At 32.8% G+C, this 26,639-nt stretch carries 26 protein-coding genes; 17 read left to right on the top strand and 9 right to left on the bottom strand.

Annotated features, from left to right (window positions below):
- Positions 1-40: 40 nt before the first annotated feature.
- From metK to OH806_RS06765, 7 genes are all read left to right on the top strand, one after another.
- Positions 41-1,321 carry a methionine adenosyltransferase gene (metK, locus tag OH806_RS06735; protein ID WP_264742903.1) on the top strand — a complete coding sequence of 427 codons (1,281 nt, stop codon included), beginning with the start codon at positions 41-43 and terminating at the stop codon, positions 1,319-1,321.
- 83 nt (positions 1,322-1,404) lie between these two features.
- Positions 1,405-1,896, top strand: a complete 492-nt coding sequence (locus OH806_RS06740) for a hypothetical protein (RefSeq protein WP_264742904.1) — start codon at positions 1,405-1,407, stop codon at positions 1,894-1,896.
- Positions 1,897-2,091: 195 nt separating this feature from the next.
- A complete protein-coding gene (locus tag OH806_RS06745; protein WP_264742905.1) occupies positions 2,092-2,682 on the top strand; it encodes an RNA polymerase sigma factor in 591 nt (196 codons plus the stop codon).
- A 202-nt stretch (positions 2,683-2,884) separates the two neighbouring features.
- The gene (locus tag OH806_RS06750; protein WP_264742906.1) at positions 2,885-3,580 is read left to right on the top strand and encodes a YjjG family noncanonical pyrimidine nucleotidase; all 696 of its coding nucleotides are present in this window, start codon (positions 2,885-2,887) and stop codon (positions 3,578-3,580) included.
- A gap of 85 nt (positions 3,581-3,665) precedes the next feature.
- A complete protein-coding gene (locus OH806_RS06755; RefSeq protein WP_264742907.1) occupies positions 3,666-4,115 on the top strand; it encodes a PepSY-like domain-containing protein in 450 nt (149 codons plus the stop codon).
- A gap of 95 nt (positions 4,116-4,210) precedes the next feature.
- Positions 4,211-4,882 carry a response regulator transcription factor gene (locus tag OH806_RS06760; RefSeq protein WP_264742908.1) on the top strand — a complete coding sequence of 224 codons (672 nt, stop codon included), beginning with the start codon at positions 4,211-4,213 and terminating at the stop codon, positions 4,880-4,882.
- Positions 4,882-6,156 (top strand): sensor histidine kinase, encoded by a 1,275-nt coding sequence (locus OH806_RS06765; protein ID WP_264742909.1) that lies wholly within the window; start codon positions 4,882-4,884, stop codon positions 6,154-6,156. Before OH806_RS06760 ends, OH806_RS06765 begins: the two co-directional genes overlap by 1 nt.
- Here the strand turns inward: OH806_RS06765 and trpS are convergent, their stop codons facing one another.
- The 7 genes from trpS to ileS form a co-directional block, all read right to left on the bottom strand.
- Positions 6,157-7,125 carry a tryptophan--tRNA ligase gene (gene trpS / locus OH806_RS06770; RefSeq protein ID WP_264742910.1) on the bottom strand — a complete coding sequence of 323 codons (969 nt, stop codon included), beginning with the start codon at positions 7,123-7,125 and terminating at the stop codon, positions 6,157-6,159. It abuts the gene before it with no gap.
- Between the two features lie 181 nt (positions 7,126-7,306).
- Positions 7,307-7,951 carry a SanA/YdcF family protein gene (locus tag OH806_RS06775; protein WP_264742911.1) on the bottom strand — a complete coding sequence of 215 codons (645 nt, stop codon included), beginning with the start codon at positions 7,949-7,951 and terminating at the stop codon, positions 7,307-7,309.
- 4 nt (positions 7,952-7,955) lie between these two features.
- Positions 7,956-8,594: a lipoprotein signal peptidase gene (locus OH806_RS06780; RefSeq protein WP_264742912.1), complete on the bottom strand. Its 639-nt coding sequence runs from the start codon at positions 8,592-8,594 to the stop codon at positions 7,956-7,958.
- Entirely contained in the window at positions 8,594-8,785 is a 192-nt protein-coding gene (locus OH806_RS06785) for a DUF2683 family protein (RefSeq protein WP_264742913.1), read from the bottom strand. Before OH806_RS06785 ends, OH806_RS06780 begins: the two co-directional genes overlap by 1 nt.
- A 15-nt stretch (positions 8,786-8,800) precedes the next feature.
- Positions 8,801-9,046, bottom strand: coding sequence for a DUF6576 domain-containing protein (locus OH806_RS06790; protein WP_264742914.1), 246 nt, complete (start codon positions 9,044-9,046; stop codon positions 8,801-8,803).
- 82 nt (positions 9,047-9,128) lie between these two features.
- Positions 9,129-9,509 carry a TraR/DksA family transcriptional regulator gene (locus tag OH806_RS06795; protein WP_264742915.1) on the bottom strand — a complete coding sequence of 127 codons (381 nt, stop codon included), beginning with the start codon at positions 9,507-9,509 and terminating at the stop codon, positions 9,129-9,131.
- A 59-nt stretch (positions 9,510-9,568) separates the two neighbouring features.
- A complete protein-coding gene (gene ileS, locus OH806_RS06800) occupies positions 9,569-12,958 on the bottom strand; it encodes an isoleucine--tRNA ligase (RefSeq protein ID WP_264742916.1) in 3,390 nt (1,129 codons plus the stop codon).
- Between the two features lie 249 nt (positions 12,959-13,207).
- Here ileS and OH806_RS06805 point away from each other — a divergent pair, with 249 nt between their 5' ends.
- From OH806_RS06805 to OH806_RS06815, 3 genes are read left to right on the top strand one after another with little or no spacing between them, the layout of a single operon-like run.
- The gene (locus OH806_RS06805; protein ID WP_264742917.1) at positions 13,208-14,500 is read left to right on the top strand and encodes a phenylacetate--CoA ligase family protein; all 1,293 of its coding nucleotides are present in this window, start codon (positions 13,208-13,210) and stop codon (positions 14,498-14,500) included.
- Between the two features lie 56 nt (positions 14,501-14,556).
- Positions 14,557-15,168 (top strand): hypothetical protein, encoded by a 612-nt coding sequence (locus tag OH806_RS06810; protein WP_264742918.1) that lies wholly within the window; start codon positions 14,557-14,559, stop codon positions 15,166-15,168.
- Positions 15,169-15,228: 60 nt separating this feature from the next.
- Entirely contained in the window at positions 15,229-15,828 is a 600-nt protein-coding gene (locus OH806_RS06815; RefSeq protein ID WP_264742919.1) for a hypothetical protein, read from the top strand.
- Between the two features lie 58 nt (positions 15,829-15,886).
- On the opposite strand, the gene OH806_RS06820 is transcribed toward OH806_RS06815, so the two are convergent.
- Positions 15,887-17,137, bottom strand: a complete 1,251-nt coding sequence (locus tag OH806_RS06820; RefSeq protein WP_264742920.1) for an NAD(P)/FAD-dependent oxidoreductase — start codon at positions 17,135-17,137, stop codon at positions 15,887-15,889.
- A 96-nt stretch (positions 17,138-17,233) separates the two neighbouring features.
- On the opposite strand from OH806_RS06820, the gene OH806_RS06825 reads away from it, so the two are divergent.
- The 7 genes from OH806_RS06825 (at position 17,234) to OH806_RS06855 (ending at position 25,467) form a co-directional block, all read left to right on the top strand.
- Positions 17,234-18,754 carry an HAL/PAL/TAL family ammonia-lyase gene (locus OH806_RS06825; protein WP_264742921.1) on the top strand — a complete coding sequence of 507 codons (1,521 nt, stop codon included), beginning with the start codon at positions 17,234-17,236 and terminating at the stop codon, positions 18,752-18,754.
- A gap of 59 nt (positions 18,755-18,813) precedes the next feature.
- Positions 18,814-19,545: a 3-oxoacyl-ACP reductase FabG gene (gene fabG / locus OH806_RS06830; RefSeq protein ID WP_264742922.1), complete on the top strand. Its 732-nt coding sequence runs from the start codon at positions 18,814-18,816 to the stop codon at positions 19,543-19,545.
- Positions 19,546-19,559: 14 nt separating this feature from the next.
- The gene (locus tag OH806_RS06835) at positions 19,560-20,780 is read left to right on the top strand and encodes a beta-ketoacyl-[acyl-carrier-protein] synthase family protein (protein WP_264742923.1); all 1,221 of its coding nucleotides are present in this window, start codon (positions 19,560-19,562) and stop codon (positions 20,778-20,780) included.
- A gap of 4 nt (positions 20,781-20,784) precedes the next feature.
- Positions 20,785-21,039, top strand: a complete 255-nt coding sequence (locus OH806_RS06840; protein WP_264742924.1) for an acyl carrier protein — start codon at positions 20,785-20,787, stop codon at positions 21,037-21,039.
- Between the two features lie 111 nt (positions 21,040-21,150).
- Entirely contained in the window at positions 21,151-22,035 is an 885-nt protein-coding gene (locus OH806_RS06845; RefSeq protein WP_264742925.1) for an LpxL/LpxP family acyltransferase, read from the top strand.
- Positions 22,036-22,184: 149 nt separating this feature from the next.
- Entirely contained in the window at positions 22,185-23,726 is a 1,542-nt protein-coding gene (locus OH806_RS06850; protein WP_264742926.1) for a phytoene desaturase family protein, read from the top strand.
- Positions 23,727-23,811: 85 nt separating this feature from the next.
- Positions 23,812-25,467 carry a C45 family autoproteolytic acyltransferase/hydolase gene (locus tag OH806_RS06855; RefSeq protein ID WP_264742982.1) on the top strand — a complete coding sequence of 552 codons (1,656 nt, stop codon included), beginning with the start codon at positions 23,812-23,814 and terminating at the stop codon, positions 25,465-25,467.
- Here the strand turns inward: OH806_RS06855 and OH806_RS06860 are convergent.
- Positions 25,464-26,636, bottom strand: coding sequence for a DUF2062 domain-containing protein (locus tag OH806_RS06860; protein WP_264742927.1), 1,173 nt, complete (start codon positions 26,634-26,636; stop codon positions 25,464-25,466). The two genes, OH806_RS06855 and OH806_RS06860, sit on opposite strands and share 4 nt — an antisense overlap.
- Positions 26,637-26,639: the final 3 nt, after the last annotated feature.

Below are 26,639 nucleotides of genomic sequence, written 5' to 3' on the forward strand. Positions count from 1 at the left end.
TTTCTTCGTATATTTTTAATCTAAAAAAACAAAGAATAATATGTCTTATTTATTTACGTCTGAATCTGTTTCAGAAGGACATCCGGATAAAATTGCCGATCAAATTTCTGATGCGCTAATCGATCATTTCTTAGCTTACGATAAAACTTCAAAAGTTGCTTGTGAAACACTTGTTACTACAGGTCAGGTTGTTTTGGCAGGTGAGGTGAAATCAGATGCTTATCTTGATGTACAGACTATTGCCAGAGAAGTTATTAACGGAATAGGATATACAAAAGGAGAGTATATGTTCAATGGTGATTCTTGTGGAGTTATCTCTGCAATTCATGAGCAGTCTCCGGATATTAATCAAGGAGTTGATAGAGCAGTTGTTGATGAGTCTTTTGAGGCTAAGGCAAATGCTCAGGGAGCAGGAGATCAAGGTATGATGTTTGGGTATGCTACCAATGAGACGGCTAATTATATGCCTCTTGCATTGGATTTGGCACATACAATTCTTAGAGAACTTTCTGCAATCAGAAGAGAAAACTCTGAAATCAAATATCTTCGTCCAGATGCAAAAAGTCAGGTTACAATTGAATATTCTGATGATCACAAGCCTGTAAGAATTGATTCTATTGTAGTTTCTACACAGCATGATGATTTCGGAAGCGAAGAAGAGATGTTGAATAAGATTCGTGAAGACATAAAAAATATTTTGATTCCTAGAGTTGTGGCTCAGCAAACTGAAGAAATCAAGGCGTTGTTTAATGAGCAAATCAAATATCACATCAACCCAACAGGTAAATTTGTGATTGGTGGACCTCACGGAGATACAGGTCTTACAGGAAGAAAAATCATTGTAGATACTTACGGAGGAAAAGGAGCTCACGGAGGTGGTGCTTTCTCAGGAAAAGATCCTTCAAAAGTAGACAGAAGTGCAGCTTATGCGACAAGGCATATCGCTAAAAATTTAGTTGCAGCAGGTATTGCAGATGAAGTTTTGGTACAGGTTTCTTATGCAATTGGTGTTGCTGAACCTTGTGGTTTATATATTAATACATACGGAACTGCAAAAGTTGATCTTAATGATGGTGAAATTGCTAGAAAAGTTTCTACAATTTTTGATTTAAGACCTTATGCAATTGAACAGAATCTGAAATTAAGAAATCCTATTTATCAGGAAACAGCTTCTTACGGACATATGGGTAAAGAGCATTATGTAGCAGATAAAACGTTTAATAAAGGACAGAAAAATGAAATTACCTTGAAAGATCTTGAATTTTTCACATGGGAGAAGTTGGATAAAGTAGATGAAATTAAAGCTGCTTTTGGAATTTAATTTCTGTTTTTAAATAATAATATTCACTGCTTTATCTTCGGATAAGGCAGTTTTTTTTAATTTTACACTCAAATATTATAAAGATGATGAATGCCAGATTCGTAATGATGCTCTTTTCCTTGTTTTTCCTTGGTACATTTGCAAAAGCTCAATATACGATGCATAAAATGGTAACAGTAGGATATACTTATCAAAATCAAAGTTTTGGTGAAGTGGGAGGGAAGTTGCTATTCTTGAAAAATGACGATGTGATTTACAGATTGGGAGGCTCAGCTTTAATGGGGGCTACTCATTCTAAATTTGCAATTATGCCCAAACTTCAGGCAGATGTTTTATTGAATTTCCAAAAGGATGTAGATTTTTACCATTCATATTATTTTCTGGCAGGTGCAGAAGGAACGAATAAATATGTTGCTCCCAAAATTGGTATTTCATTATTTGGAATATTAGATCTTACAGGAGGGTATGCCTTTCCAATTGGGAATTCGGGATTGAATGGTAAAGAAATGAAAGGTGTAAATGTTAATTTCACATTGAATATCCCAACTGTCTTTATTCACGATATGTTTAAGTGATTTTTGTTATTATTTTTCACAAAAAGTTAATAATAAGTTAACAGTTATTAAAAAATTATTATATTTACAACATATAAAAATTGTACTGCCTATTGATCTGACTTTACTCTAAAGAATTGTTTTGTATTTACAATTAATACCAGATGAAATACCTGGAAGATAAGTTGTCTACAAATATATTATTGAGAAGAAGTTATGAAATCAAAATCGGATAGTTTACTAATTTCCCTTTATCAAAAAGGAGACGAAGAGGCGTTGTCTACTCTTATTCATCGTCACCAGAAAGAATTGTTTACATTCATTTTTTACAAAATTAATGATGAAGATTTAGCTAATGATGTTTTTCAGGATACTTTCATGAAAATCATTGTAATGTTAAAAGAAGGAAGATACAATGAAGAAGGAAAATTCATTCTTTGGGCAAAAAGAATAGCTCATAATCTTATTATTGATCATTTCAGACTGAAAGCTAAGAATATCAAAGTTTCTGAAACTACTTTTGATACCGATGATTATTCTATTTTTGATTTAATTCGGGAACCATCGGAAAACATAGAAGAACAGTTGGTTACCAATCAAATTCAGGAAGACTTATTGAGGATGCTGCAATTTCTACCTCAAAACCAACAAGAGGTTATTAAATTGAGGTTTTTTGATGGTTTAAGCTTCAAAGAAATAGCGGATCATACTGATATGAGCATTAATACCACTTTGGGAAGGGTAAGATATGCTTTAATAAACCTGAGAAAAATCATGGATGAAAATCACATTGTGTTGACAAGATAAATAATATTTTTCGGATTTTTTCGTTTAAGGAAAAACATTTTTCGCCTATGAAAAAAAATGACTCCTTAAAAGTGAAAGCTTTGCAACCAAAGAAACAAACTATTGATTTTTTACTAAATTTTTCTAAAAGTATAGAAATAGTAAAAACGAAGAATGCAAAAATCCGAATTTCCAAAAATTAAAATTACTAATTTTGTGCTGTATGAAAATTCAGCACATTTTTTTTGATCTAGATAATACACTTTGGGATCATCGTAAGAATGCCTACCTTACCATTAAAAATCTTTTCGAAAAACAGGAAATTGCATTAAAATATAATATTGATTTTGAAGAGTTTCATTCTGTTTATCATGATATAAATGAGGAACTTTGGGAGAAAATCCGAGATGGCATTATTGATAAAGAATATTTAAGAAAGCATCGTTTTTATGATACATTCAGACGTTTTGGTGTGGATGATCCTGAACTGTCAATGTATTTTGAGGAACATTTTTTAGATAAAATTCTTAACCATAATGAGTTGGTAGAAGGAGCCGAATATATTTTAGAATATCTGAAATCTAAAAACTATACACTTCACATCATTTCAAACGGATTTCAGGAGGTTACCGAAAGAAAGTGCATTTTATCGGGAATTGATAGGTATTTCCAAACCATCACAAGTGCAGATTCTGTAGGAATAAGAAAACCTAATCCTAAAATTTTTGAATATTCATTAGGGCTTTCTGATGCAAAGAAAGAAAACAGTATTCTTATTGGTGATGACTGGATTGCAGATGTTGTCGGAGCTCAAAATTTCGGAATGGATGTAATTTTCTTTGATGCTTTGAATGAGAATAGACAACAAAATGGCTTGAAGTCGGTAAAACATCTTTTGCAGATTAAAGATTTTTTATAAAAACAGAGTTGGGATTTTTATTCCTAAATCTTTCCCAATTTGTAATAGAAATTTGTACAATAATAAAAATCTAAAATTTAATATTATGAAAAATTTCGAAAAAATTCCAACTGTTTTTACTGTACTATTTCTTTTTGTGACAGGTTTTGTTTTCGCACAGGATAAAGCGATTTCTTATAATCAGTTACCTCAATCTGCAAAAACATTTCTTGGAAGCAACTTCAAGGGAGCAAAGCCATCGTATATTATTGAAGATAGAGAAATTTATGGTATTGATGAGTATAAAGTACAATTATCTAACGGAATGAAAGTTGAGTTTGATAGCAAAGGAAATTGGAAAAAGGTTGATGGGCACAATCAAAAAATACCATATGTCTTTATTCCTACTTCTATAAAGAATTATTCTACGAAGAGTTTTCCGAATACTTTTATCAAAAAAATTGAAAAAAAGAGATGGTCTTATGAGATTGAACTTTCCAATGGTATAGATTTGGAATTCGATAGAAAAGGAAATTTCACCAAAATTGACGATTAATTTTAATCAGTAATATAAAATTATCAAATATCCTCTCCTCTCAATTGAGAGGGTATTTTTGTATAGTTTTTTTAGTAACTAAATTGAATCTCAGTATGAAAATTCTTATTGTTGAGGATGAGCCGGAAATTAGAGAGGTAGTAAAGCATTTTCTCGAAGAAGAACATTTTATTGTAGAATATGCTGAGGATTATCAATCAGGATTAGATAAGGTTATATCTTATGATTATGACTGTATTTTACTCGATGTAATGCTTCCTGATGGCAATGGGATTGATTTGCTCCGCGAGATTAAAAATATGCAAAAAAAAGATCCTGTAATTATTTTATCTGCTAAGGATTCTGTAGATGATAAAGTAAATGGCTTGGAAATAGGTGCAGATGATTATTTGGCAAAACCTTTTCATCTTGCTGAGCTTATGGCAAGAATAAAATCTGTTCTGAGAAGAAAAAACCAAGACGGGGAAAATATTTTAAAATACAAGAATATAAGCATTGATCCTGAAGCCAGAATAGTACAAATAAATAATAAGGAGATTAGTCTTAACAGAAAAGAATATGATTTACTTTATTATTTTATGATAAACCCAGGCAAAACACTTCAGAAAACAATGTTGGCAGAAGCTATTTGGGGAGATTACATCGATCAGGCAGATAGTTTAGATTTTATATATTCTCAAATAAAGAATTTGCGAAAAAAACTTAAAACCCACTCTTCGGAAGCTGATTTTCATGCTGTGTATGGTATTGGATATAAATTTATTTAATGAAAATTTCGTTAAAATATTATACAACTAAATATCTTATAGGTATTTTACTCCTGATTATTGCGATTTGGGCGGCTTTATTTTATGCTTATATTTTGGATGAGGTATATGATAACGTAGATGATGGGCTTAAGGATAGAAAAATTCAAATTATTAAAGCAATTTATTTAGATAAAAATCTTTTAAATAGTAAAGAATTTGGATTTAATGAGTTTAAAATTACTCCCATCTCACCAGAAGAATACAAAGATAAAAACAGATTGTACAATAAGATGTTTTACATGGAATATGACGATAAAGAACAGCCTTATCGTGTTTTGGAGACAGATTTTGTAGATCAATTCGGGAAGTATCAAAAACTAGAAATTCGGACTTCTACCGTAGAACAAGATGAGTTGATTTATGATTTTACAACAGCTCTTATTGTATTATATGTTTTATTGGTAATTAGTATTATCGGGATGAACGGATTTTTATTGAATAAAGCCATGCGTCCTTTTTACTCAATTTTAGATAAACTTAAAAAATATCAATTCGGAATTTCTACTGTCACAGAGACTCCGAATTATTCGATAAAAGAATTTGAAGAGCTTGACACAGAAGTGAATGAAATGATAGAACGAAATGAGCAGGTTTTTTATCAACAAAAACAATTTATAGAAAATGCATCGCATGAACTTCAAACTCCTTTGGCAATCGTAAGCAATAAGATAGACTTAATGATTCAAAATGAAGAGCTCGATGAGAAAAATCTTCGATTTTTAAGTGATATCAAAAACGATCTTGGGAGAATGACAGGTTTTAATAAATCATTATTAATGCTTTCCAAGATCGAGAATAACCAGTTTAATAAAAATATACTTGTTGATTTTAATATCTTAATTAAAGATTTAGTTGAGAGCTATGAAGATTTTATTGAGTTTAAGAAAACTCAGGTTAATATTTTTGAAAAGGAAAATTTTGTAGCAGATTTTGACCCCGATCTTGCAAGGATCTTACTTTCTAATCTTCTTAAAAATGCTATAAAATATAATGATGACCAAAAGCTGGTGCATATTCTTATAGAAAAAAATAGAATTATTTTTCAAAATACCGGAGCTAAACACTCTTTAGATCAATCTAAAGTTTTTAATAGATTTTATAAGCAAGATACGGATCATAGTTCTACCGGTTTAGGACTTTCTATCAATAAGACTATAATAAAACAATATCCCGATTGGGATATTGCTTATAGATTTGATGAAGGGATGCATTGCTTTATCATTACAAAATGATTAGATTCCCAAACTTTCTCTTACTCTTTTAATAGTTTCCTGAGCTATAACTCTTGTTTTGGCTGCCCCTTCCTGAAGTTTTGCTTCCAATTCATCAAGATTGTTCATGTAGTAAGAGAAAAGTTCTCTTTCTTTCTCAAATCTTACAAGAATCAGGTCTAAAAGTTCTTTTTTAGCATGACCGTAACCAAAGTTTCCGGCTAAATATTTTGCTCTAAGTTCTTCTGTTTGTTCTGGAGTTGCAATCAGTTGATAGATTGCAAAAGTTTTATCCGTTTCAGGATCTTTAGGCTCTTCCAATGTTTTAGAATCGGACTCAATGCTCATTACCTGTTTTTTCAATTCCTTTTCAGGCAAGAAGATATTGATGATATTTCCTCTGGATTTAGACATTTTGTGTCCGTCTACTCCGGGAACGTATTTTGTGTTTTCCTGAAGTTCAGATTGGGGTAAGACAAAAACCTCTCCCATTTGATTGTTGAATCTTGAAGCTACATCACGGGCAATTTCCAAATGCTGAAGCTGGTCTTTACCTACAGGTACTACTTCTGCATCATACAACAAAATATCTGCTGCCATCAAAATAGGGTAGGTAAATAAACCTGCATTTACATCCTGTAATCTGTCTGCCTTATCCTTGAATGAATGTGCTAAAGTAAGTCTCTGATACGGAAAAAAACATGATAAATGCCAAGAAAGTTCACAGGTTTCAGGGATGTCGCTCTGTCTGTAAAAAAATGTTTTTTCGGTATCTAATCCACAAGCAAGCCAAGCCGCAGCAATCTCGTAGGTGTTTTGTTTTAGCTCTTTCGCGTCTTTAATCTGAGTAAGCGAGTGAAGATTTGCGATAAATAAAAATGATTCATTTCCTTCCTGTTTTGAAAGTTCAATTGCAGGAATAATGGCACCCAATAAATTACCAAGGTGCGGTGTTCCGGTGGCTTGTATGCCGGTAAGAATTCTTGACATTGTTTAAAAATTATTTTAAAAATTAATGAATTGCAAATTTAGTTATTTTCCCTCTGATTGCATGGTTTTTAAAAGGGGGGATTGTGCTTTTATAAAATGTAGGGGCAAAGATTTTTACTATTTGATTAAAGCTTTAAGTTAAAAAAATCTGTGTAATTTGTTGAATCAGCGAGATGTAAAATTATGGAATCAAAACTTTATCTCCTCCAAATCTAGGTTCAACACCAAAGATTAAATCTAAATATGCTTTTGCTTTAGCCAGATATTCTCTCAAATTGGTTTTGAAGCCTGCAAATTTATTCACGTCTTCCGCATTGTATCCATATGCCTCGATTTTATTTTTTCTGGCTAAAAATACGGCTCTTTCATTGTGGAATTTTTGTGAAACGATAATGATTTTGTTCTGTCCGAAAATATCTTTCGCACGCACAACAGAATCCAATGTTCTGAAACCGGCAAAATCCATAAAGATTTTATCTGTAGGAATACCTTGCTGAATCAATGCGAATTGCATGTCTTCAGATTCGTTATAGTTTTTTGTGCTGTTATCTCCACTTACAATGACGTATTGAATTTTTCCACTTTTGTATAAGTCTATAGTCGCCTTGATTCTATTGTAGAAATAGGCATTAGGAAAACCATTGCTTAGATTTTTACTTGTTCCTAAAAGTAAAGCAGTTTTTGTTTCGGGAATATCCGCAATATTATAAGAAATGTAAGCATCGCTATTTTTTTTGATGCTGTAATTCGCCCAGGCAATAAAAATAATTCCTGCAACGAAAAGAAGCAGGAAAATTTTAAATATAGTTTTGATAACTTTTTTCATTTGTTTAAAATTCCAGACCGTTCGGGAAAGCTTTTTTTCTAAAAATTAATAGTAAAACGGCACCAACAGTAATCGCTGAATCCGCTACATTGAAAATATATTTGAAAAATTCAATATGTTTTCCTCCAATTATGGGCCAACTTTCTGGTACATTCCAATCTACTAACGGGAAGTGAAGCATATCAACCACGCAACCTCTCATAAATGAAGAATATCCCTCTCCTAAGGGCACAAACTTGGAAATTCCGCCATAGCCAATCCATCGGTCGATGCTTTCATCATATACGGTTCCACTATCAAAGATTAGACCGTAAAACATTCCGTCAATTAAGTTACCAATTGCTCCGGCAAAAATCATTGCCATCGGAATCAAAAGATAATTGGATACGCCTTGTTTAAGCCATTTGTTAAACATATACACCATTCCGCCGATCAGAAAAATTCTTAAGATTACTAAAAAATATTTCCCAAGAACTCCTCCGAAATGAAGCCCGTAAGCCATTCCTGGATTTTCAACGAAAGTAAGTTTGAAACCTGGAAAAACCGACACACTGTCATCTAAATTGAAATGTGTCTTTATATAGATTTTCGATGCCTGATCAATTAATAATATAAGAAAAGTTACAGCTAATATCTTTTTCATTACAATCCTTTGGGTTTAGAAGGTTTTCCTATTTTTTCATTTTTCTTATCAACAATTTTCTTAATTGTTTTGTTGTTGTGATGCGTGTTTTTTGTATGGAATTTTTCGAAACGTATGTTCATCTCTTTCAAAACGCTTTTCAAAGCATTAAGTTCCATTGAGTTTTTGGTGTGTACTATTATGGATTCCATTTTTAGTGTAAAATTTTAATGTTTAGACAGTTCGTCAAGTCGTTTCTTTTCTTTAGGAGATAAGTCGTTTACTCCGTTTTTTCCCATTTTACTTAGAAGTCTGTCTATTTCTTTTTCTCTTTCGCGTTTATCAGAATTAAATTTATCGTCAATTGTATAGTTTCTTTGTTTGTCGGGACTAACTTTGTTTTTAAGCCAGTTTCTGTTGAAAAATGCTAAAACTGCAATGATGATAAGTATTAAAATTAATAATTCGCTCATGGATGTAAATTAAAAATTAGGTTTATAAAGTATTCCATAAAATACAATATAAACCCAAAATTATTTTAATTAACCAAGTAGGTTATTTTTGCATGTTTTTCGCTTCAATACTTAATGTAGCATGAGGAACGGCCAATAGTCTGTCTTTAGGAATAAGTTTACCTGTTACTCTGCAAACACCATACGTTTTATTTTCAATTCTTATTAAAGCATTTTTCAAATCACGTACGAATTTTTCCTGTCTACCTGCCAAAATAGAATTCTGTTCTTTACTCAAAGTCTCTGCTCCTTCTTCAAAAGCTTTAAAAGTAGGGGAAGTATCATCTGTACCGTTGTTTTGGTCGTTGATGAAACTTTCTCTGATTAATTGTAAATCCTTTTCTGCTTTTTCTATTTTTTCCTTAATGATAGCTTTAAATTCTTGTAAATCAGCATCACTGTATCTTACTCTTTCGTCTGACATGTTCGTTTCTCTTTTTTAATAAAATTATGAAATGGATTTTGAAAAACAATAACTATATGTTAATTTTTTTCAACATTTATCTTAAAATTAACCTCATCTATTTCAATTTCGCTAAAATTTGAAAGTGAAGATACAATTTCTATTTTATTTGACAAGACTTCCGAAGAAATATATTCCTCATTTTTCTTAATATCATTCAGGAAAGGAGTGTTTTCTTCCAAGAAAATATTAATTCTGTCTGTCAGGTCGAAATCTTTATCTTTTCTCAAGTTTTGAACTCTGTTAATGAATTCTCTTGCGATACCTTCAGATTTTAACTCTTCTGTTAACGTCAAATCTAATGCCACAGTTGTTTTTCCGTCAGAAGTCACTGTCCATCCCGGAATATCTTTTGTAGAAATTTCTACATCATCAAGTGTAATTTCATATCCTTGAACGTCTAGTTTACCTTCTTTTTCAAGTTTTGAAATCTGTTCTGTGTCAAGATTTGCAATTTCTCCTCCAACCACTTTCATGTCTTTTCCTAATTTAGGACCAAGTGCTTTGAAATTTGGTTTTATTTGTTTTACAATTAAATGTGATGCTTCTTCTGCATTGATTAATTGTAATTCTTTAACGTTTACCTCCTGTTTGATTAATTCTGCAACGGCTAAAATTTGTTCTTCAGTTTTAGAATCTAATACAGGAATTAAAACTTTTTGTAGCGGTTGACGAACCTTTACGTTTTCCTTCTTTCTTAGAGAGAAAACCATACTTGTGATGTTTTGTGCCAAGTGAGTTTTTTCAACTAAGTCAGTGTCAATTAAACTTTCATCAGCAACCGGGAAGTCTGTTAAATGAACAGATTCGCAGTTTTCTTTTCCTGTTACTTTATTTAAATCCTGATATAACTGATCCATAAAGAATGGTGCAATAGGTGCGGATAATTTGGCAACAGTATCCAAGCAAGTATATAAGGTCTGGTAAGCAGAGATTTTATCATCCGAATAGTCTCCTTTCCAGAAACGTCTTCTGCATAATCTTACATACCAGTTACTTAAGTTGTCATTTACAAACGTATTGATTGCTCTGGCTACTCTTGTTGGTTCGTAATCTTCGTAGAATGCTTTTACTTCTTTGATTAATAAATTCAATTCTGAAAGAATCCATCTGTCAATTTCAGGTCGGTTTTGAACTTCGGCTTCAGCATATTTGAATCCGTCAACATTCGCGTATAAAGCAAAGAATGAATAGGTGTTGTACAATGTTCCAAAGAATTTTCTTCTTACTTCGTCGATTCCTTCAATGTCAAATTTCAAGTTTTCCCAAGGATTTGCATTCGAAATCATGTACCAACGTGTTGCATCTGGTCCGTAAACGGAAAGGGTTTCAAACGGGTCAACTGCATTTCCTAAACGTTTTGACATTTTCTGACCGTTTTTATCCAAAACAAGTCCGTTACTCATTACGTTTTTATAAGCAACCGAATCAAAAACTGCTGTTCCGATAGCGTGTAGCGTATAGAACCAACCACGAGTCTGGTCAACACCTTCTGCGATGAAATCTGCAGGGAATGCTTTATTGTTGTCGATTAATTCCTTATTTTCAAACGGATAGTGCAATTGAGCGTAAGGCATTGAACCTGAATCGAACCAAACATCGATAAGGTCACTTTCACGCTTCATTTCTTTTCCTGAATCTGAAACCAAAATTACTTTGTCAACCACATTTTTGTGCAAATCAACTAAAGAGTAATTTTGTTCGGACATATTTCCAATTTCAAAACCTTTGAACGGATTTTCAGACATCAATCCTTTTTCAATAGATTTTTCGATTTCGTTGCATAATTCTTCTACAGAACCTATGATTTTTTCTTCTTTTAAATCATCAGTTCTCCAAATAGGCAACGGAATACCCCAATATCTTGAACGGGATAAGTTCCAGTCGTTTACATTTTCCAACCAATTTGCGAAACGTCCTTCACCTGTTGCTTTTGGTTTCCAGTTGATTTCTTTGTTCAGGTCTACCAATCTGTCTTTTACAGCGGTCATTTTTACGAACCAAGAATCTAGCGGATAGTAAAGAACAGGTTTGTCGGTTCTCCAACAATGAGGATAGGAGTGAACATATTTTTCAACCTTAAAGGCTTTATTTTCAGTTTTTAATAAGATTGCGAGTTCTACATCCCAAGATTTTTCCGGAGCTGTCCCTTCATCATAATATTCATTTTTGATATATTTTCCTGAGAATAATTCAGGAACGTTTTCTCCTTCAATGAATTTACCTTGTAAATCAACAAGTGGAACTAAATTATCATTAGCATCTTTTACCAACATTGGAGGAACTCCTGCTTCTTTAGCAACACGAGCATCATCCGCACCAAAAGTTGGAGCAGTGTGTACGATACCTGTACCGTCTTCTGTTGTTACAAAATCTCCGGGAATTACACGGAATGCTTCTTCTGGATTTTCAGCAGGTAAAAACCAAGGAACTAATTGTTCGTATTTTGTTCCTACCAATTCAGAACCTTTGAATTCTCTAAGAACGATATAAGGAATTGTTTTACTTTCAGAAGTATAAGCAGCTAAATCTTCAGCTGTGCCTTCAACATACTTTTTACCAAATTGTTTAGATACTAAAGCTTTTGCTAAAACTATATTAATTGGTTCAAATGTATATTGATTGAATGTTTTTACTAAAACATAATCGATTGCAGAACCAACAGTCAAGGCTGTATTTGAAGGTAAAGTCCAAGGTGTGGTCGTCCAAGCCAAGATGTGAACGTCTCCGTCAACATCATTGAATAACGTTGTTGTTTCTTTTTTAGCTTTGAATTGTACAACAACTGTTGTGTCAGAAACATCACGATATGTTCCAGGCTGGTTCAATTCGTGAGACGAAAGACCTGTTCCTGCTTTTGGAGAGTATGGTTGAATTGTATAGCCTTTGTATAATAAATCTTTGTTATACAATTGTTTTAGTAGCCACCAAACCGTCTCCATGTATTTTGATTTATACGTGATGTATGGGTCATCAAGATCTACCCAATATCCTATTTTTTCGGTAAGGTTATTCCAAACGTCTGTGTAACGCATTACCGCTTCACGACATGCTTTGTTGTAATCTTCAATTGAAATTTTTTTGCCAATATCTTCTTTAGTGATTCCTAATTCTTTTTCTACGCCTAGTTCCACAGGAAGTCCATGTGTATCCCAACCCGCTTTACGGAAAACCTGTTTCCCGTTTTGAGTTTGATAACGACAGAAAATATCCTTTAATGCTCTGGCCATAACGTGGTGAATTCCGGGCATACCGTTTGCCGAAGGAGGACCTTCATAAAAAACAAACTCAGGATTCCCTTCACGAATCTCAACACTTTTATTGAAAGTTTTATTTTGTTTCCAAAATTCCGCTACATTCTCGGCTACGTCAATAAGGTTGAGGTTTTTGTATTCTTTAAATTGGCTCATTGTAATATCTCAATATCGATGATTAATTAAGTTGGCAAATTTAGTGATTTTTTGCGGTTTATAATATATGTTTTATTTTGATATTTTCAAATAAAAAGTTCTGTTTCAGAAATTTAAATATTTGATACTGTTATGAAATACAGAATTGTGATTTTTGAGCTCCTATATGGATTGTTTTTACTTGTTTTAATCCCGAATTCTATAATCATTCAATCTTTTAATTAAATTTGCTTTTTAAAATACAAACCATTGGAACTTTATCCTTCAATTGAAAAATCAAGTACTCAGGAAATAAAAAAGCTACAGGAAAATAAACTTCGGGAGCTTTTGGTTTATCTTGAAGACAATTCGCCTTTTTATCAGAAATTATTTAAGGAAAACAATATCAATATTGCTGATATTCAGACTCTGGAAGATTTACAGAAAATACCGACTACTGTGAAAAATGATTTGCAGCAACATAATCATGATTTTTTCTGTATAACTCCTGATAAAATTGTTGATTATAGTACAACTTCGGGGACTTTGGGAGATCCTGTTACTTTTGGTTTATCAGACAAAGACCTTGATAGATTGGCTTATAATGAAGCTATTTCTTTTGCTTGTGCAGGAATTCAGAAAGGAGATGTTGTTCAAATGATTACAACCATCGACAAAAGATTTATGGCGGGTCTTGCTTATTTTTTAGGGTTAAGAAAAATGGGAGCAAGTGTTGTGAGAATGGGACCCGGAATTCCTGAATTACAGTGGGATTCTATTTTCAGGTATAAACCGAAATATTTAATTACTGTTCCATCATTTCTGTTGAAAATGATTGATTATGCTGAAAAACATGGAATTGAATATAAAGATTCTAGTGTTTATGGAGCGGTTTGTATTGGAGAAAGTATCAAAAATCAGGACTTTACAGACAATATTCTTTCACAAAAGATTAAAGAAAAATGGGATATTAAATTATTCTCAACGTATGCCTCTACTGAAATGAGTACTGCTTTTACAGAATGTGAATTTCAGCAAGGAGGGCATCATCATCCTGAATTGATAATCACAGAAATTCTTGATGACGAAGGGAATGCTGTTCAGGAAGGAGAGAGTGGGGAATTAACAATTACAACTTTGGGAGTAGAAGCTATTCCTTTGCTGAGATTTAAAACGGGAGATATCGTGAAAGCACATTATGAACCTTGCGAGTGCGGGCGAAATACAATGAGGTTAGGTCCTGTGATTGGGAGAAAGCAGCAGATGATAAAATATAAAGGAACAACTTTGTACCCTCCTGCTATGAACGATATTCTAAATGATTTCAATAATATTCAGTGTTATCAAATAGTTATTAGGTTGAATGAGATTGGATTGGATGAAATTGTCATTAAAGTCAGTACAGATAGCAAGTCTGAAAACTTTGTAAGTGAAGTGAGAGACCATTTCCGAGCAAAATTAAGAGTAAGTCCGAAAATTGAAATCGTTAATTTTGATATTTTGTCTAAACTCGTTTACAATCCTAACAGCAGAAAACCTATTACTTTTATTGATTTAAGATAAACGTAACTGAATACTAATACTGACTTTCTCAAATTTAAAAATAAATAATAGAAATTATGAAAAAATTACTCTTGCTTTTTTGTATGGCAATTACTACTACAATTTTTGCTCAAAATCAAATCAATTTGGTTCAAGGAAATTTTGATTTCCTGAAAGATCAAACTGAAGTTAATGTTCAGTTGAAGTTCGATAATGCTGTTTATCAGGAGAAAAATTTAACAGAAGAACAATATCTTGAAGGTAGAAAAACAGATATTATTACTAGGAAAGGTGAAAAAGTTTGGGATAATTGGGCATTTCAATGGGGAAACTTTAAGACTTCAGAATATTTAGAATATTTCTTTAAAGGTATAAATCCTAAATTAAAGAAAATTATTGCATTTAGAAATGATGTTAAAGCAAAATATACCCTAATTATTGATGCAAAGTGGATTTATGCAGGTTGGTATGGCGGAATGATCGGTTCTCAAGAGGCTAAATTAACCGCAGACTTACTATTTGTAGAAACAGATAGTCCAGATAAGGTGATAATGAAGTTGAGTGCTGATAAAATATTAGGAAGAAAAGAAAATAAAGTTTTTAATTGGGAATACGGAAGAATAGCTGCAGCGTACGAAATTACAGGAAGAAAACTTGGTGTAGAGATTAAGAAGGCGGTAAAGAATTAATAAAATCATTTTTGCTTTCAATTTCTGATTATATTTACCCTATCATAAAAAATAAAAACTATGAAAAAATTATTATTATTGATGTTTGCTATGATCTCGACAGTAGCAATTGCTCAAAAAATTAAGATCCAAAGTGGAGATTTGAAATTCTTAAAAGGAGTTGAAACCATAAATGTTGTTTTTGATTATGCTGATATGAAGCTTATGAAAGAAAATTATTCTGAGGCGGAATATGTTAGCAGAAGAATTGAAGAGGTTAATAAAAAAACAGGAGGAGGTGATATTTGGAAGAAACAATGGGAACGAAGTAAAGAAGAGATTTGGAATCCTAAATTCATTACAATATTTAATAAAGTTCTTTCAAAAGAAGGAGTTAATACTGCTCTACAAGAGAAAGGGAATAGTGTGTATACATTGCAAGTGAAAGTAAAATGGCTTTTTCCTGGTTGGGATGCCGGAATTATGAAGCAACCTGCAAAAGTGACTACACAGCTTACTTTTATAGAAAATAAAACAAAAAAAGTAATGTGTGAAATAGAAAGTGTAGAAGCTCCGGGAGATCAATGGGGAAGTAATTTTAATAATGAAACGAGAATAGGCGAAGGTTTTGCGAAAACAGGAAAAACTCTGGCTCTGAAAATTGAGAAAGAGGTCAAATAAAATATTTATTAGAGAAATAAAAACGGTCTGAAATTTTCAGACCGTTTTGTTTTTATGGTTACTCTTGCTGTTGTTCTTTTTCAAGTTTGATGAGGTTTGCAAGATTTTTTATTACAGTATCATGTTTTTTTACAAAAGGGTTTTCTTTATTCCAGACATATCCTGCTAAAACAGCACATATTTTCTTTTTTACTTCAGTATTTTCCGGTTGATGAAAAAATAACTCCTGAAGATTTCCTGTATACCATTCTTTTATATAAGTAGTGAAAACATCAACTCCGTATAAGATATAATCTGTATATTCTTTTTGCCAGTCTATTTGTTCTCCGTTTAGTTGTCTTAGAGCCAGTTTGGCAGCCAACATGCCGGATTCTGTTGCAAAAGCCATTCCTGAAGAGAAAACAGGGTCAAGAAACTCCGAAGCATTCCCTGTTAAAGCAAATCCGTCTCCGAATAAGCTTTTCACTGAGCAAGAATAGTCTTTCAAATGTCTTGGTTCAAATAGAAAATCTATATCTCCGAAACGTTTTACATAATAATCAGAAAGGGAAATCGCTTTTTTCAAAGCGGCCGTTGTATCTCCGTTTTCAGAAAGTTTATCAATGTATTCTGTTGGTCCTACAATCCCTACACTTGTATTTCCGTTTGAAAAAGGGATAACCCAAAGCCAAACTTCTGTTTCAATGATATCGAAAGAAATCTGAGTTCCTTCTACGCCTTTCTCTCTGTGGATATCTTCAACATGAGTGAAAATAGCGGAGTGTGGAGATAGTTTTGATGGCTTTTCCAAGTCTAAAAGACGGGGTAAAACTCTTCCGTAGCCACTAGAATCAATTACAAATTTCGCATGGATTTCTTTTGTTTCTCCGGTTTTGTCTTTTACAGTTGTGATAGAATCCGTTCCATTAAATTTGATACCGATAACTTCTGTTTCAAATTCAAGGTCAATTCCTTTATTGATTACTTCTTGAGCTAGAGTATTATCAAAATCAGCTCTAGGAACCTGCCAGGTCCAATTCCATCCTTCTCCAAATTTATCACTGAAATCAAAAATGCAAACTTCATTACCTCGCAGAAAACGTGCTCCTAATTTTTTTTCAAATCCCATTTTGTCTAAAGCGGGAAAAAGACCTGCTTCATCAAAGTGATCCATTACCCTTGGGATTAAGCTTTCGCCTACAACCAGTCTGGGGAATTTAGTTTTTTCGACAACCTTTACGTTGATGTTGTTTTTCTTTAAGTATGAAGAAGATACACATCCGGAAGGTCCTGCACCAATTACGAGAACATCAACAAATTCTTTGTTCATCTTTGATTTTTTATTTTAATAATAACTTCTATCTTTGCCGCAAAATTAATGACAATTAATCAATAATTACAAAATTATCTTTATTACTTTTAATAAATGAAAATAAATAACTTTTTAGAACTCAAAGATTTTCAAAAAATCATTATAAATAATGAGAAAATAGAACTGGACGAGACACTTCTTGCTAGAGTAGATGCAAGTTTTCAGTTTTTAAAAGAATTTTCCAAGAATAAAGTGATCTATGGTGTGAACACAGGTTTCGGACCAATGGCACAATTCAAAATTAGTGATGAAGATACGCATCAGCTTCAATATAATTTAATTAGAAGTCATTCTTCAGGCATTGGGAATCCTCTTCCTCCGACAGAAGTAAAGGCTTGTATGTTGGCAAGATTGAATACACTGTCACTTGGAAATTCCGGAGTTCATAATTCTGTTGTTTTTTTACTTAAGGAATTAATAAATAGAGATATTACTCCACTTATTTTTGAACATGGTGGTGTAGGCGCGAGTGGAGATTTGGTTCAATTGGCTCATTTAGCTTTAGTTTTAATCGGAGAGGGTGAAGTTTTTTATAAAGGAGAAAGGAAATCAACGAAAGAAGTTTTTGAGATTGAAGGCTTGGAACCTATTCAGGTTGAGATTCGTGAAGGTTTGGCCCTAATGAACGGAACTTCTGTAATGTCGGGAATTGGTATTGTGAATGCATACAAAGCCAATCAGCTAACCGATATTTCAATTAAGTTATCTTGTGCTATTAATGAAATTGTTCAGGCTTATGACGATCATTTGTCAGAAGCTTTAAACGGAACAAAATTACATGAAGGTCAGCAAAAAGTAGCTGCAAAAATGCGTGAACATTTATCTGATAGTAAATTAATCAGAAAAAGAGCAGACCATCTTTATACTCATTTTGAAGAGCAGGAAAAGGTATTTAAAGAAAAAGTTCAGGAATATTATTCTTTGAGATGTGTACCGCAAATTTTAGGGCCTGTTTTAGATACGTTGGAGTACACTGAGAAAGTGCTTGAAAATGAAATCAATTCAGCGAATGATAATCCTATTATTAATGTTGAAGACCAGCATGTTTATCACGGAGGAAATTTCCACGGAGATTACATTTCTTTGGAAATGGATAAGCTGAAAATAGTTGTTACAAAACTTACGATGTTGGCAGAAAGACAATTGAACTATCTTTTGAATGCTAAAATAAACGAAATTTTGCCTCCTTTTGTAAATTTAGGTAAATTAGGATTCAATTTTGGAATGCAGGGAGTTCAGTTCACAGCAACTTCCACAACAGCAGAAAGCCAAATGTTGTCAAATCCAATGTATATTCACAGTATTCCTAATAATAATGATAATCAGGATATTGTGAGCATGGGGACAAATGCTGCAGTAATTTGCAGAAAAGTAATTGAAAATGCTTTTGAAGTATTAACTATTGAAGCAATTACAATTGTTCAGGCTATAGAATATCTTGGGTTTCAGGATAAAGTGTCTTCGCCTACAAAAGAATTGTATGACGAAATAAGAAAAATTATTCCTGCTTTCTCAAATGATATGGTGATGTATCCGTATTTGGAACAGGTGAAAAATTACATGAAAACAATGTAACAAATTACCATTTTACGGTGTCAAATATTAAGATGAAATTAAAAAACTAACACTAAGACATGAAATGTGCAATTGTAACAGGTGGTTCTAGAGGAATCGGAAGAGCAATCTGTATAAAACTGGCGGAAGAAAAAAATTATCATATTCTTATAAACTATACTTCAAACGAAGTAGCAGCAAAGGAAACGTTGGCTAAAGTTGAGGAATTGGGTTCTACGGGAGAGATTCTTAAATTCGATGTAGGAAATGCAGAAGAAACTCAAAAGGTTTTAACGGAGTGGCAGGAAAAAAATCCTGATTCTGTGGTAGAGGTAATTGTAAATAATGCAGGAATCACAAGAGACGGATTGTTTATGTGGATGCAAAGTGAAGATTGGAACTCTGTAATTAATACAAGTTTAAATGGTTTTTTCAACGTAACAAACTTCTTTATTCAAAAGCTGTTGCGAAATAAATACGGGAGAATTATCAATATGGTTTCTGTTTCCGGAGTGAAAGGAACCGCTGGACAAACCAATTATTCTGCGGCTAAAGGAGCTGTGGTTGGTGCTACAAAAGCTCTTGCTCAGGAAGTTGCCAAAAGAAATATCACAGTAAATGCAGTTGCTCCAGGTTTTATAAAAACTGATATGACTCAGGAATTTAATGAAGAAGAATTAAAAGCAATGATTCCTGCCAACAGATTTGGGGAAGCAGAAGAAGTAGCAGATTTAGTTGCTTTTTTAGCCTCTAAAAAATCTTCTTACATTACAGGTGAAGTGATTAATATTAATGGCGGAATTTACTCATAATCATTATTTTGCAAATGGAAAATAGGGTTGTAATTACCGGGATGGGAATTTATTCCTGCATAGGAACTTCTTTGGAAGAGGTTAAAGAATCTTTATTTCAAGGAAAATCTGGGATTGTTTTGGTAGATGAAAGAAAAGAATTTGGTTTCAGGTCTGGTCTTACAGGTGTAGTCCCAAAACCTGATTTGAAAAACCTTTTGAACAGAAGACAACGTGTGAGTATGGGTGAAGAAAGTGAATATGCCTATATCGCAACGCTTGATGCTCTGAAACAAGCTAATATTGACCAAGAATATCTGGATAATAATGAGGTCGGAATTTTATACGGAAACGACAGTGTTTCTCAGGCTGTTGTAGAATCTATCGATATTGCCAGAGAGAAAAAAGATACAACCTTGATGGGTTCAGGCGCGATTTTCAAATCGATGAATTCCACGGTTACGATGAATCTTTCTACAATTTTTAAATTAAGAGGAATTAATTTAACTATTAGTGCAGCTTGTGCAAGTGGGTCGCACTCTTTGGGATTGGCCTATATGATGATTAAAAACGGGTTTCAGGATATGATTGTTTGCGGTGGAGCTCAGGAAACCAATAAATATTCAATGGCTAGTTTTGACGGTTTAGGGGTTTTTTCGGTAAGGGAAAATGAACCTGAAAAAGCGTCAAGACCTTTTGATGCAGGAAGAGACGGTTTGATTCCGAGTGGTGGAGCGGCAACTTTAATTGTTGAAAGTTTAGAATCTGCCCAAAAAAGAGGAGCAAATATTTTAGCCGAAATTATTGGTTATGGCTTTTCTTCAAACGGAGGACATATTTCTACACCAAATGTTGACGGTCCGGCTTTGGCAATGGACAGGGCTTTAAAACAATCAGGATTAACAGCTAAAGATATCGATTATATTAATGCTCACGCAACTTCTACACCAATTGGTGATGCAAACGAAGCAAAAGCTATTTATGAAATTTTTGGAGGTGAAGTTCCTGTAAGTTCCACAAAATCGATGACGGGACACGAATGTTGGATGGCGGGTGCAAGTGAAGTGATTTATTCAATTTTGATGATGCAAAACGATTTCATTGCTCCTAATATCAATTTAGAAAATCCTGATGAAGATGCTAAAAAGATAAATTTAATCTCCCACACAAAAAATCAAAAAATTGATGTATTTTTGTCGAATTCTTTCGGATTTGGGGGAACCAATTCTGCATTAATTGTTAAAAAATTTGATTAAAAACATGGAAAGGGAAAAAATTGTTGCTATTGTCAACAACTTTTTAGTTAATGAGTTTGAAGTAGATGGAGATGAAATCAGCAACGAGGCTAATTTAAAAAATACGTTAGGCCTAGACAGCTTAGATTATATTGATATGGTTGTAGTTATTGAATCTAATTTCGGAGTGAAATTAGGGGAAGCAGACTTTAAAAAAATGGTCACTTTTGATGATTTTTATACAACTATTGAAAATAAAATAGCTGAGAAAAACGCTTAATTATTGATTGAAATTTTACTTTAAAAACTAACAATATACCAATTTAACAGTTTATCAATGCTCACTAAAGTTTGACAAATTGTTAAATTGATACATTGCTAAATTGAAATTATGAACAAGTGGAAGGGTAAATCTAAAGGGACGATTTTAGGATACAAAATTTTCGTCTGGTGCATTAGAAATATCGGAATCCGAAGTTCATATTTTGTTCTTTATTTTGTTGCTTTATACTATTTTTTGTTCGAAAAAAACAGCAACAGATATTATACTTATTATTTTCAAAAAAGACTGAATTACGGATTTTGGAAAACAAAAATTTCATTATTTAAAAGCTATTTTACCTTCGGAACGGTTTTGATTGATAAAACAGCAATTTCTGCCGGACTAAGAGAAAAATATACCTACGAATTTGACGGAGTGGAAAACCTTAAAAATCTTTTGGAGGAGAAGAAAGGAGGTGTTCTCATCAGCGCTCATATCGGAAATTTTGAAATAGCAGAGCATTTTTTTGCCGAAATTGATTTTGATTGTCAGATTAATTTAGTTACGACAGACCAGGAGGTTACTGTTATTAAAGAATATTTGGAAAGTGTTTCTGTAAAAACAAGCAGCATTAAGTTCATCTACGTAAAAGACGATATGTCGCATATTTTCGATATCAATGAAGCTTTGTCTAAAAATGAACTGATTTGCTTTACGGGTGACCGTTATTTCGAAGGCTCGAAATATCTTGAAGCAGATTTGCTCGGGAAAAGTGCAAAATTTCCTGCTGGTCCTTTCCTTATTGCCTCCAGATTGGGTGTTCCTGTTGTGTATGTTTATGTAATGAAGGAGAAAAATCTTCATTATCATTTGTACGCAAGAGTTGCAGAAAACGTGAAAAGACGCGATGCTCAGGGACTTTTAAACTCTTACACCCGAAATCTTGAAACCATGATAAAAAAATATCCTCTTCAATGGTTCAATTACTTTGATTTTTGGGATGATATTGATTAAATTTCCTACTTTTATAGACTAAACTAATAATGAACTCAAAATCATTGAATTGGTTGAGGAATTAAAATTGTTGTTTTAAGTAAAGTGTAGTTTAGTGCCTTTGCTATTTATAGATTCCAAAAATCAGAAAAAAACATAATTCTCTCCTTTTGAAAAGAAAATTTGACATACTTGTAATCGGTAGCGGATTGGGAGGTCTCGTTTCGGCTCTTATTTTAGCAAAAGAAGGCTTAAAGGTTTGTGTTTTGGAAAAAAATAATCAGTATGGAGGAAATTTGCAGACATTTTCCCGTGATAAGCTGATTTTTGATACCGGGGTTCACTATTTGGGAGGTCTTTCCAAAGGGCAAAACCTTCATCAGTACTTTTCTTATCTTGAAATTATTGACGATTTGGAACTTAAAAAAATGGATGAGGACGGATATGACAAAATCACTTTTGGAGATGATGAAACTGAATATCCTCACGCACAGGGTTACGAAAATTTTGTTGAGCAATTATCAAAATATTTTCCTGAGGAAAGAGAAAATCTGGAAGATTATTGTGAAGAAATTCAGCGGGTTTGCAGTCAGTTTCCTAGGTACAATCTGGTTGGGAAAGATAATTATAATGAAGAAATTCTTCATTTAAATACAAAAAGGTTTATTGAATCGCTGACTTCAGATAAAAAACTACAATCAGTTTTACTGGGTTCCAATTTCCTATACGCCGGAGATTCTGAAAACGTACCATTTTATGTTCATGCTTTGACGGTGAATTCATACATACAAAGTGCTTATAAATGTGTGAAAGGAGGAAGCCAGATTTCAAAACTTTTGATAAAAAAACTTCGTGAATATGGAGCTGAAGTATACAAGCGCACAGAAGTTTCTGAATTTAGCTTTAATGAAAATCAAAAACTGACATCTGTAAAAACAAAAAACGGAGACGAATATTGGGCAGATAAATTTATTTCGAATATAGAAATTCGTTCTACGGTAAAATTAATCGGGGAAGAAAGGTTGAAAAAATCTTTTTTGAATCGTGTTTTAAGTTGGGAACCTGTTCCTTCTTGTTTCAGTGTTTATTTGGTGCTAAAACCTCAAACTATTCCTAATTTTAATTATAATATCTATCATTTTTCATCGGAAGAAATGGTCTGGAAAGCCTACTGTTATAATAAAAACACATGGCCTGAAACTTATATGCTTTCTTCTACACAATCAAAACAGTACCCTGAGTTTGCGGAAAGTTTAACGGCTATCTCTTATATGAATTTTGATGAGGTTAAAGAATGGGAAGAAACGTTCAATACAGTGGCTGATGAATATAAAAGAGGAGAATTGTACGAAGAATTCAAAGCGGAAAAATCAGAAAAAATGATTGATGCTTTGGAGAAAAAAATACCGAATTTAAGAGAATCAATAAAAGCTGTATATACATCTTCACCATTATCTTACCGCGACTATATCGGGAGTTTTGAAGGGAATATGTATGGATATCTAAAAAGTTCAGAAAATCCGTTGAAAACGATGGTTTCGCCGCGAACAAAAATTGATAATCTTTTTTTGACGGGGCAATCTGTGAATATGCATGGTATTTTAGGATGTACGATTGGTGCTTTTAATACTTGTTCTGAAATTTTAGGAAAAGAAGTAATTGATGATAGATTGATACAAATGATTAATAAAAATACAGGTGAAAAAAAGTAATTTCTATTTTGCCACTCGGAGCGAAGTGAAACGAAGTGAAGAATCTAAAATATTTGTACAAGATTTTTCGTTTCGCAGAAATGACATGAAGTTGTTGCTTTTTGCTATTTTACTTCTTGGTCTTACGTCTTGCGGAATACAAAAATCAATCAGGCATATTCCGGATGTAACTCAATATTCACTTGAAATTCCGAAGGTTAATAAAATTAATGATTCAACTTTTAGTTTTAATCAAAATTATTTAACGAAAAACAAGCAACAAATTTGGGAGCTTTATATCAAAGGAAATCCTCTACAATTAGGATATAACAATGGAGCTTTAACTCAAAGTTTAATGCAGAAACAAGAGGAGATTTTCTTTTCTAAAGTAGAAGGTTTTGTCCCTTCAAAATTCAAGCAAAACTTATTGAGAGGATTTCTGAAATGGTACAATAGAAAAATGTATCTAAACGTTAGCGAAGATTATCAGGCGGAATTGTATGGCTTATCTCAGTATTCTTCGGATAAATATAATTTTGTTGCACCCAAATATTTAAGAAATCTGTATCTGCACGGTGCGCATGATATTGGACACGCAATGCAGGATTTAATGATGGTTGGTTGTACTTCTCTTGCGGTCTGGAACGAAAATACTGAAGACGGAGATTTGCTGATAGGAAGAAACTTTGATTTTTACGTTGGAGATGATTTTGCTAAGAATAAATTAGTAGAATTTGTAGAACCAGAAAATGGGATTCCTTATTTGTCTGTAAGCTGGCCCGGAATGATTGGAGTGGTTTCCGGAATGAATAAAGAAGGTATTACTGTGACAATAAACGCCGGAAAATCGAAAATTCCGTTGACTGCTAAAACACCAATTTCTTTGGTGACAAGAGAGATTTTACAGTATGCAAAAAATATAGACGAAGCCATAGCCATTGCCAAAAAAAGAAAAGTTTTTGTGTCAGAGTCTATTTTGGTAGGAAGTGCAAATGATAAAAACGCTGTAATTATTGAAACTTCCCCAGATAATTTCGGAGTATATAAAGTTGAAAATTCAAGTAGAGTTTTTTGTACCAATCATTTTCAGTCCGATGCTTACAAAAAAGACAAAAGAAATCAAAAGCATATTATAGAAAGCCATTCCGAATATCGTTATGAAAAATTGCAGGAACTTTTACAAGAGAAAAAAAAGTTGAATCCCGAAAAAATGGCTGCTATTTTAAGAGATAAATCAGGCTTGAAAGGAGAGAAGATTGGTTATGGAAACGAAAAGGCTATTAATCAGCTTTTAGCACATCATGCGGTTATTTTTTCGCCTCAAAAAAAAATGGCTTGGGTTTCTGCAAATCCGTATCAGCTGGGTGAATTTGTTTGTTATGATTTAAACGAAATTTTTTCAGATAAAAGATTAAAAACAGGTGTTTTTGCAACATCTGAGTTCAATATTGAGAAAGACCCTTTTATTGATTCCCAGGATTTTAAAAACTATGAGGAATATAAAAAACTAAATCATCAGATGGAAGAAGCGATTGATGATGAAAGTAAAAATCTTTCTGAGGATTTTATCAATCATTATAAGAGATTAAATCCTGATTTTTGGTTAGTTCATTACCAGATTGGAAAATATTATTTCAATAGAAAAGATTATTCTAAAGCAAAAATTGAATTTGAAAAAGCTCTAACTAAAGAAATTACAACTGTTCCTGATAAAAAAAATGTTGAGAAATATTTGAAGAAAGTTTTGAAGAAGATTCGTTAACTATTTTCAGGACTCACTTTATTCAGAAAAAAGAAAACAGAAATCCCTGAAATTACAGACATTGTACTTGCCAGAATAGCACTTCCGATTACATATTGAAGAAGATTGTTTTTTATCAGTTCAAAATTTAGTTCCTGATTCAAAATACTACTGTCACCAGATACAAACGGAGCTCCCAAAAATAATGAAGCAGCAATAATGAAAGGAATAAATGGAGGTAAACTTACATTTGAAGCTACAAAAGCTAAAACTTTATTTAACTTAAACAGGACTGAGAGAGAAATCACAATCAAAGTGTGAAATCCCCAAAAAGGAGAAAGACCTACAAATACTCCCAATGCAACAGAGAAAGCTTTGGTTCTGTTGCTTCCGTCGCTTTCAAGAACATCTTCTTTTAGAAACTTTTTAAAGCTTTTTTTTTTGAAATTATTCAAGAAGTTTCTCGGAATAATGTAAAGAAGAGTAATCGTTACTAAAATTGTATTCAAAATACTGATTCTCGTAAAATCTTTGAAAGGCCTGAAATGAGAAACTCTTTCTGCAGGGTCATATAAAACTTTTATAGGAACATTCTTTACAAAAACGTGTCTCCATGCTGTTCTTACAATAATTTCAATCTCAAATTCGAATTTTGGAGTAAAATATTTTTTTGGAATTTTATGTAGCGGATAAAGTCTATAACCAGATTGTGTATCTTCCAGTTTTATTCCCGTTTCAAACCAAAACCAAAAATTAGAAAAACGGTTTCCAAAACTGCTTTTTTTAGGAATTCCGTCTTGTGACATATTTCGGTTTCCGATTAATAAAACATCTTCCTTTTCATTGAGTAAAGCCTCTACAAATACAGGAATGTCATCAGGATAATGTTGTCCGTCAGAATCAATTGTTATGGCATAATTGTATCCTGACTTTTTAGCTTTTCTGAAACCTATTTTCAGACCATTTCCCTTTCCTTTGTTCTCCGGTAAACTCATAACCTCAATCTGAGGATATTGAGCTAAAATCTGTGAAGTAGAGTCTGTAGAACCATCATTTATCACAATAATATTTTCGGTATACTGTAATATACCATCAATTACTCTTTTCAGAGTTTTTTCATTATTGTAAGTAGGTATTAAAATGCAGATTTTCTTTTCAGAAATTGCATTTTGTACTTCGGGAATGGTCATTGT

The sequence above is a fragment of the Chryseobacterium oryctis genome (assembly GCF_025971925.1).
In the GTDB taxonomy this organism is placed as follows: Bacteria; Bacteroidota; Bacteroidia; order Flavobacteriales; family Weeksellaceae; genus Chryseobacterium; species Chryseobacterium oryctis.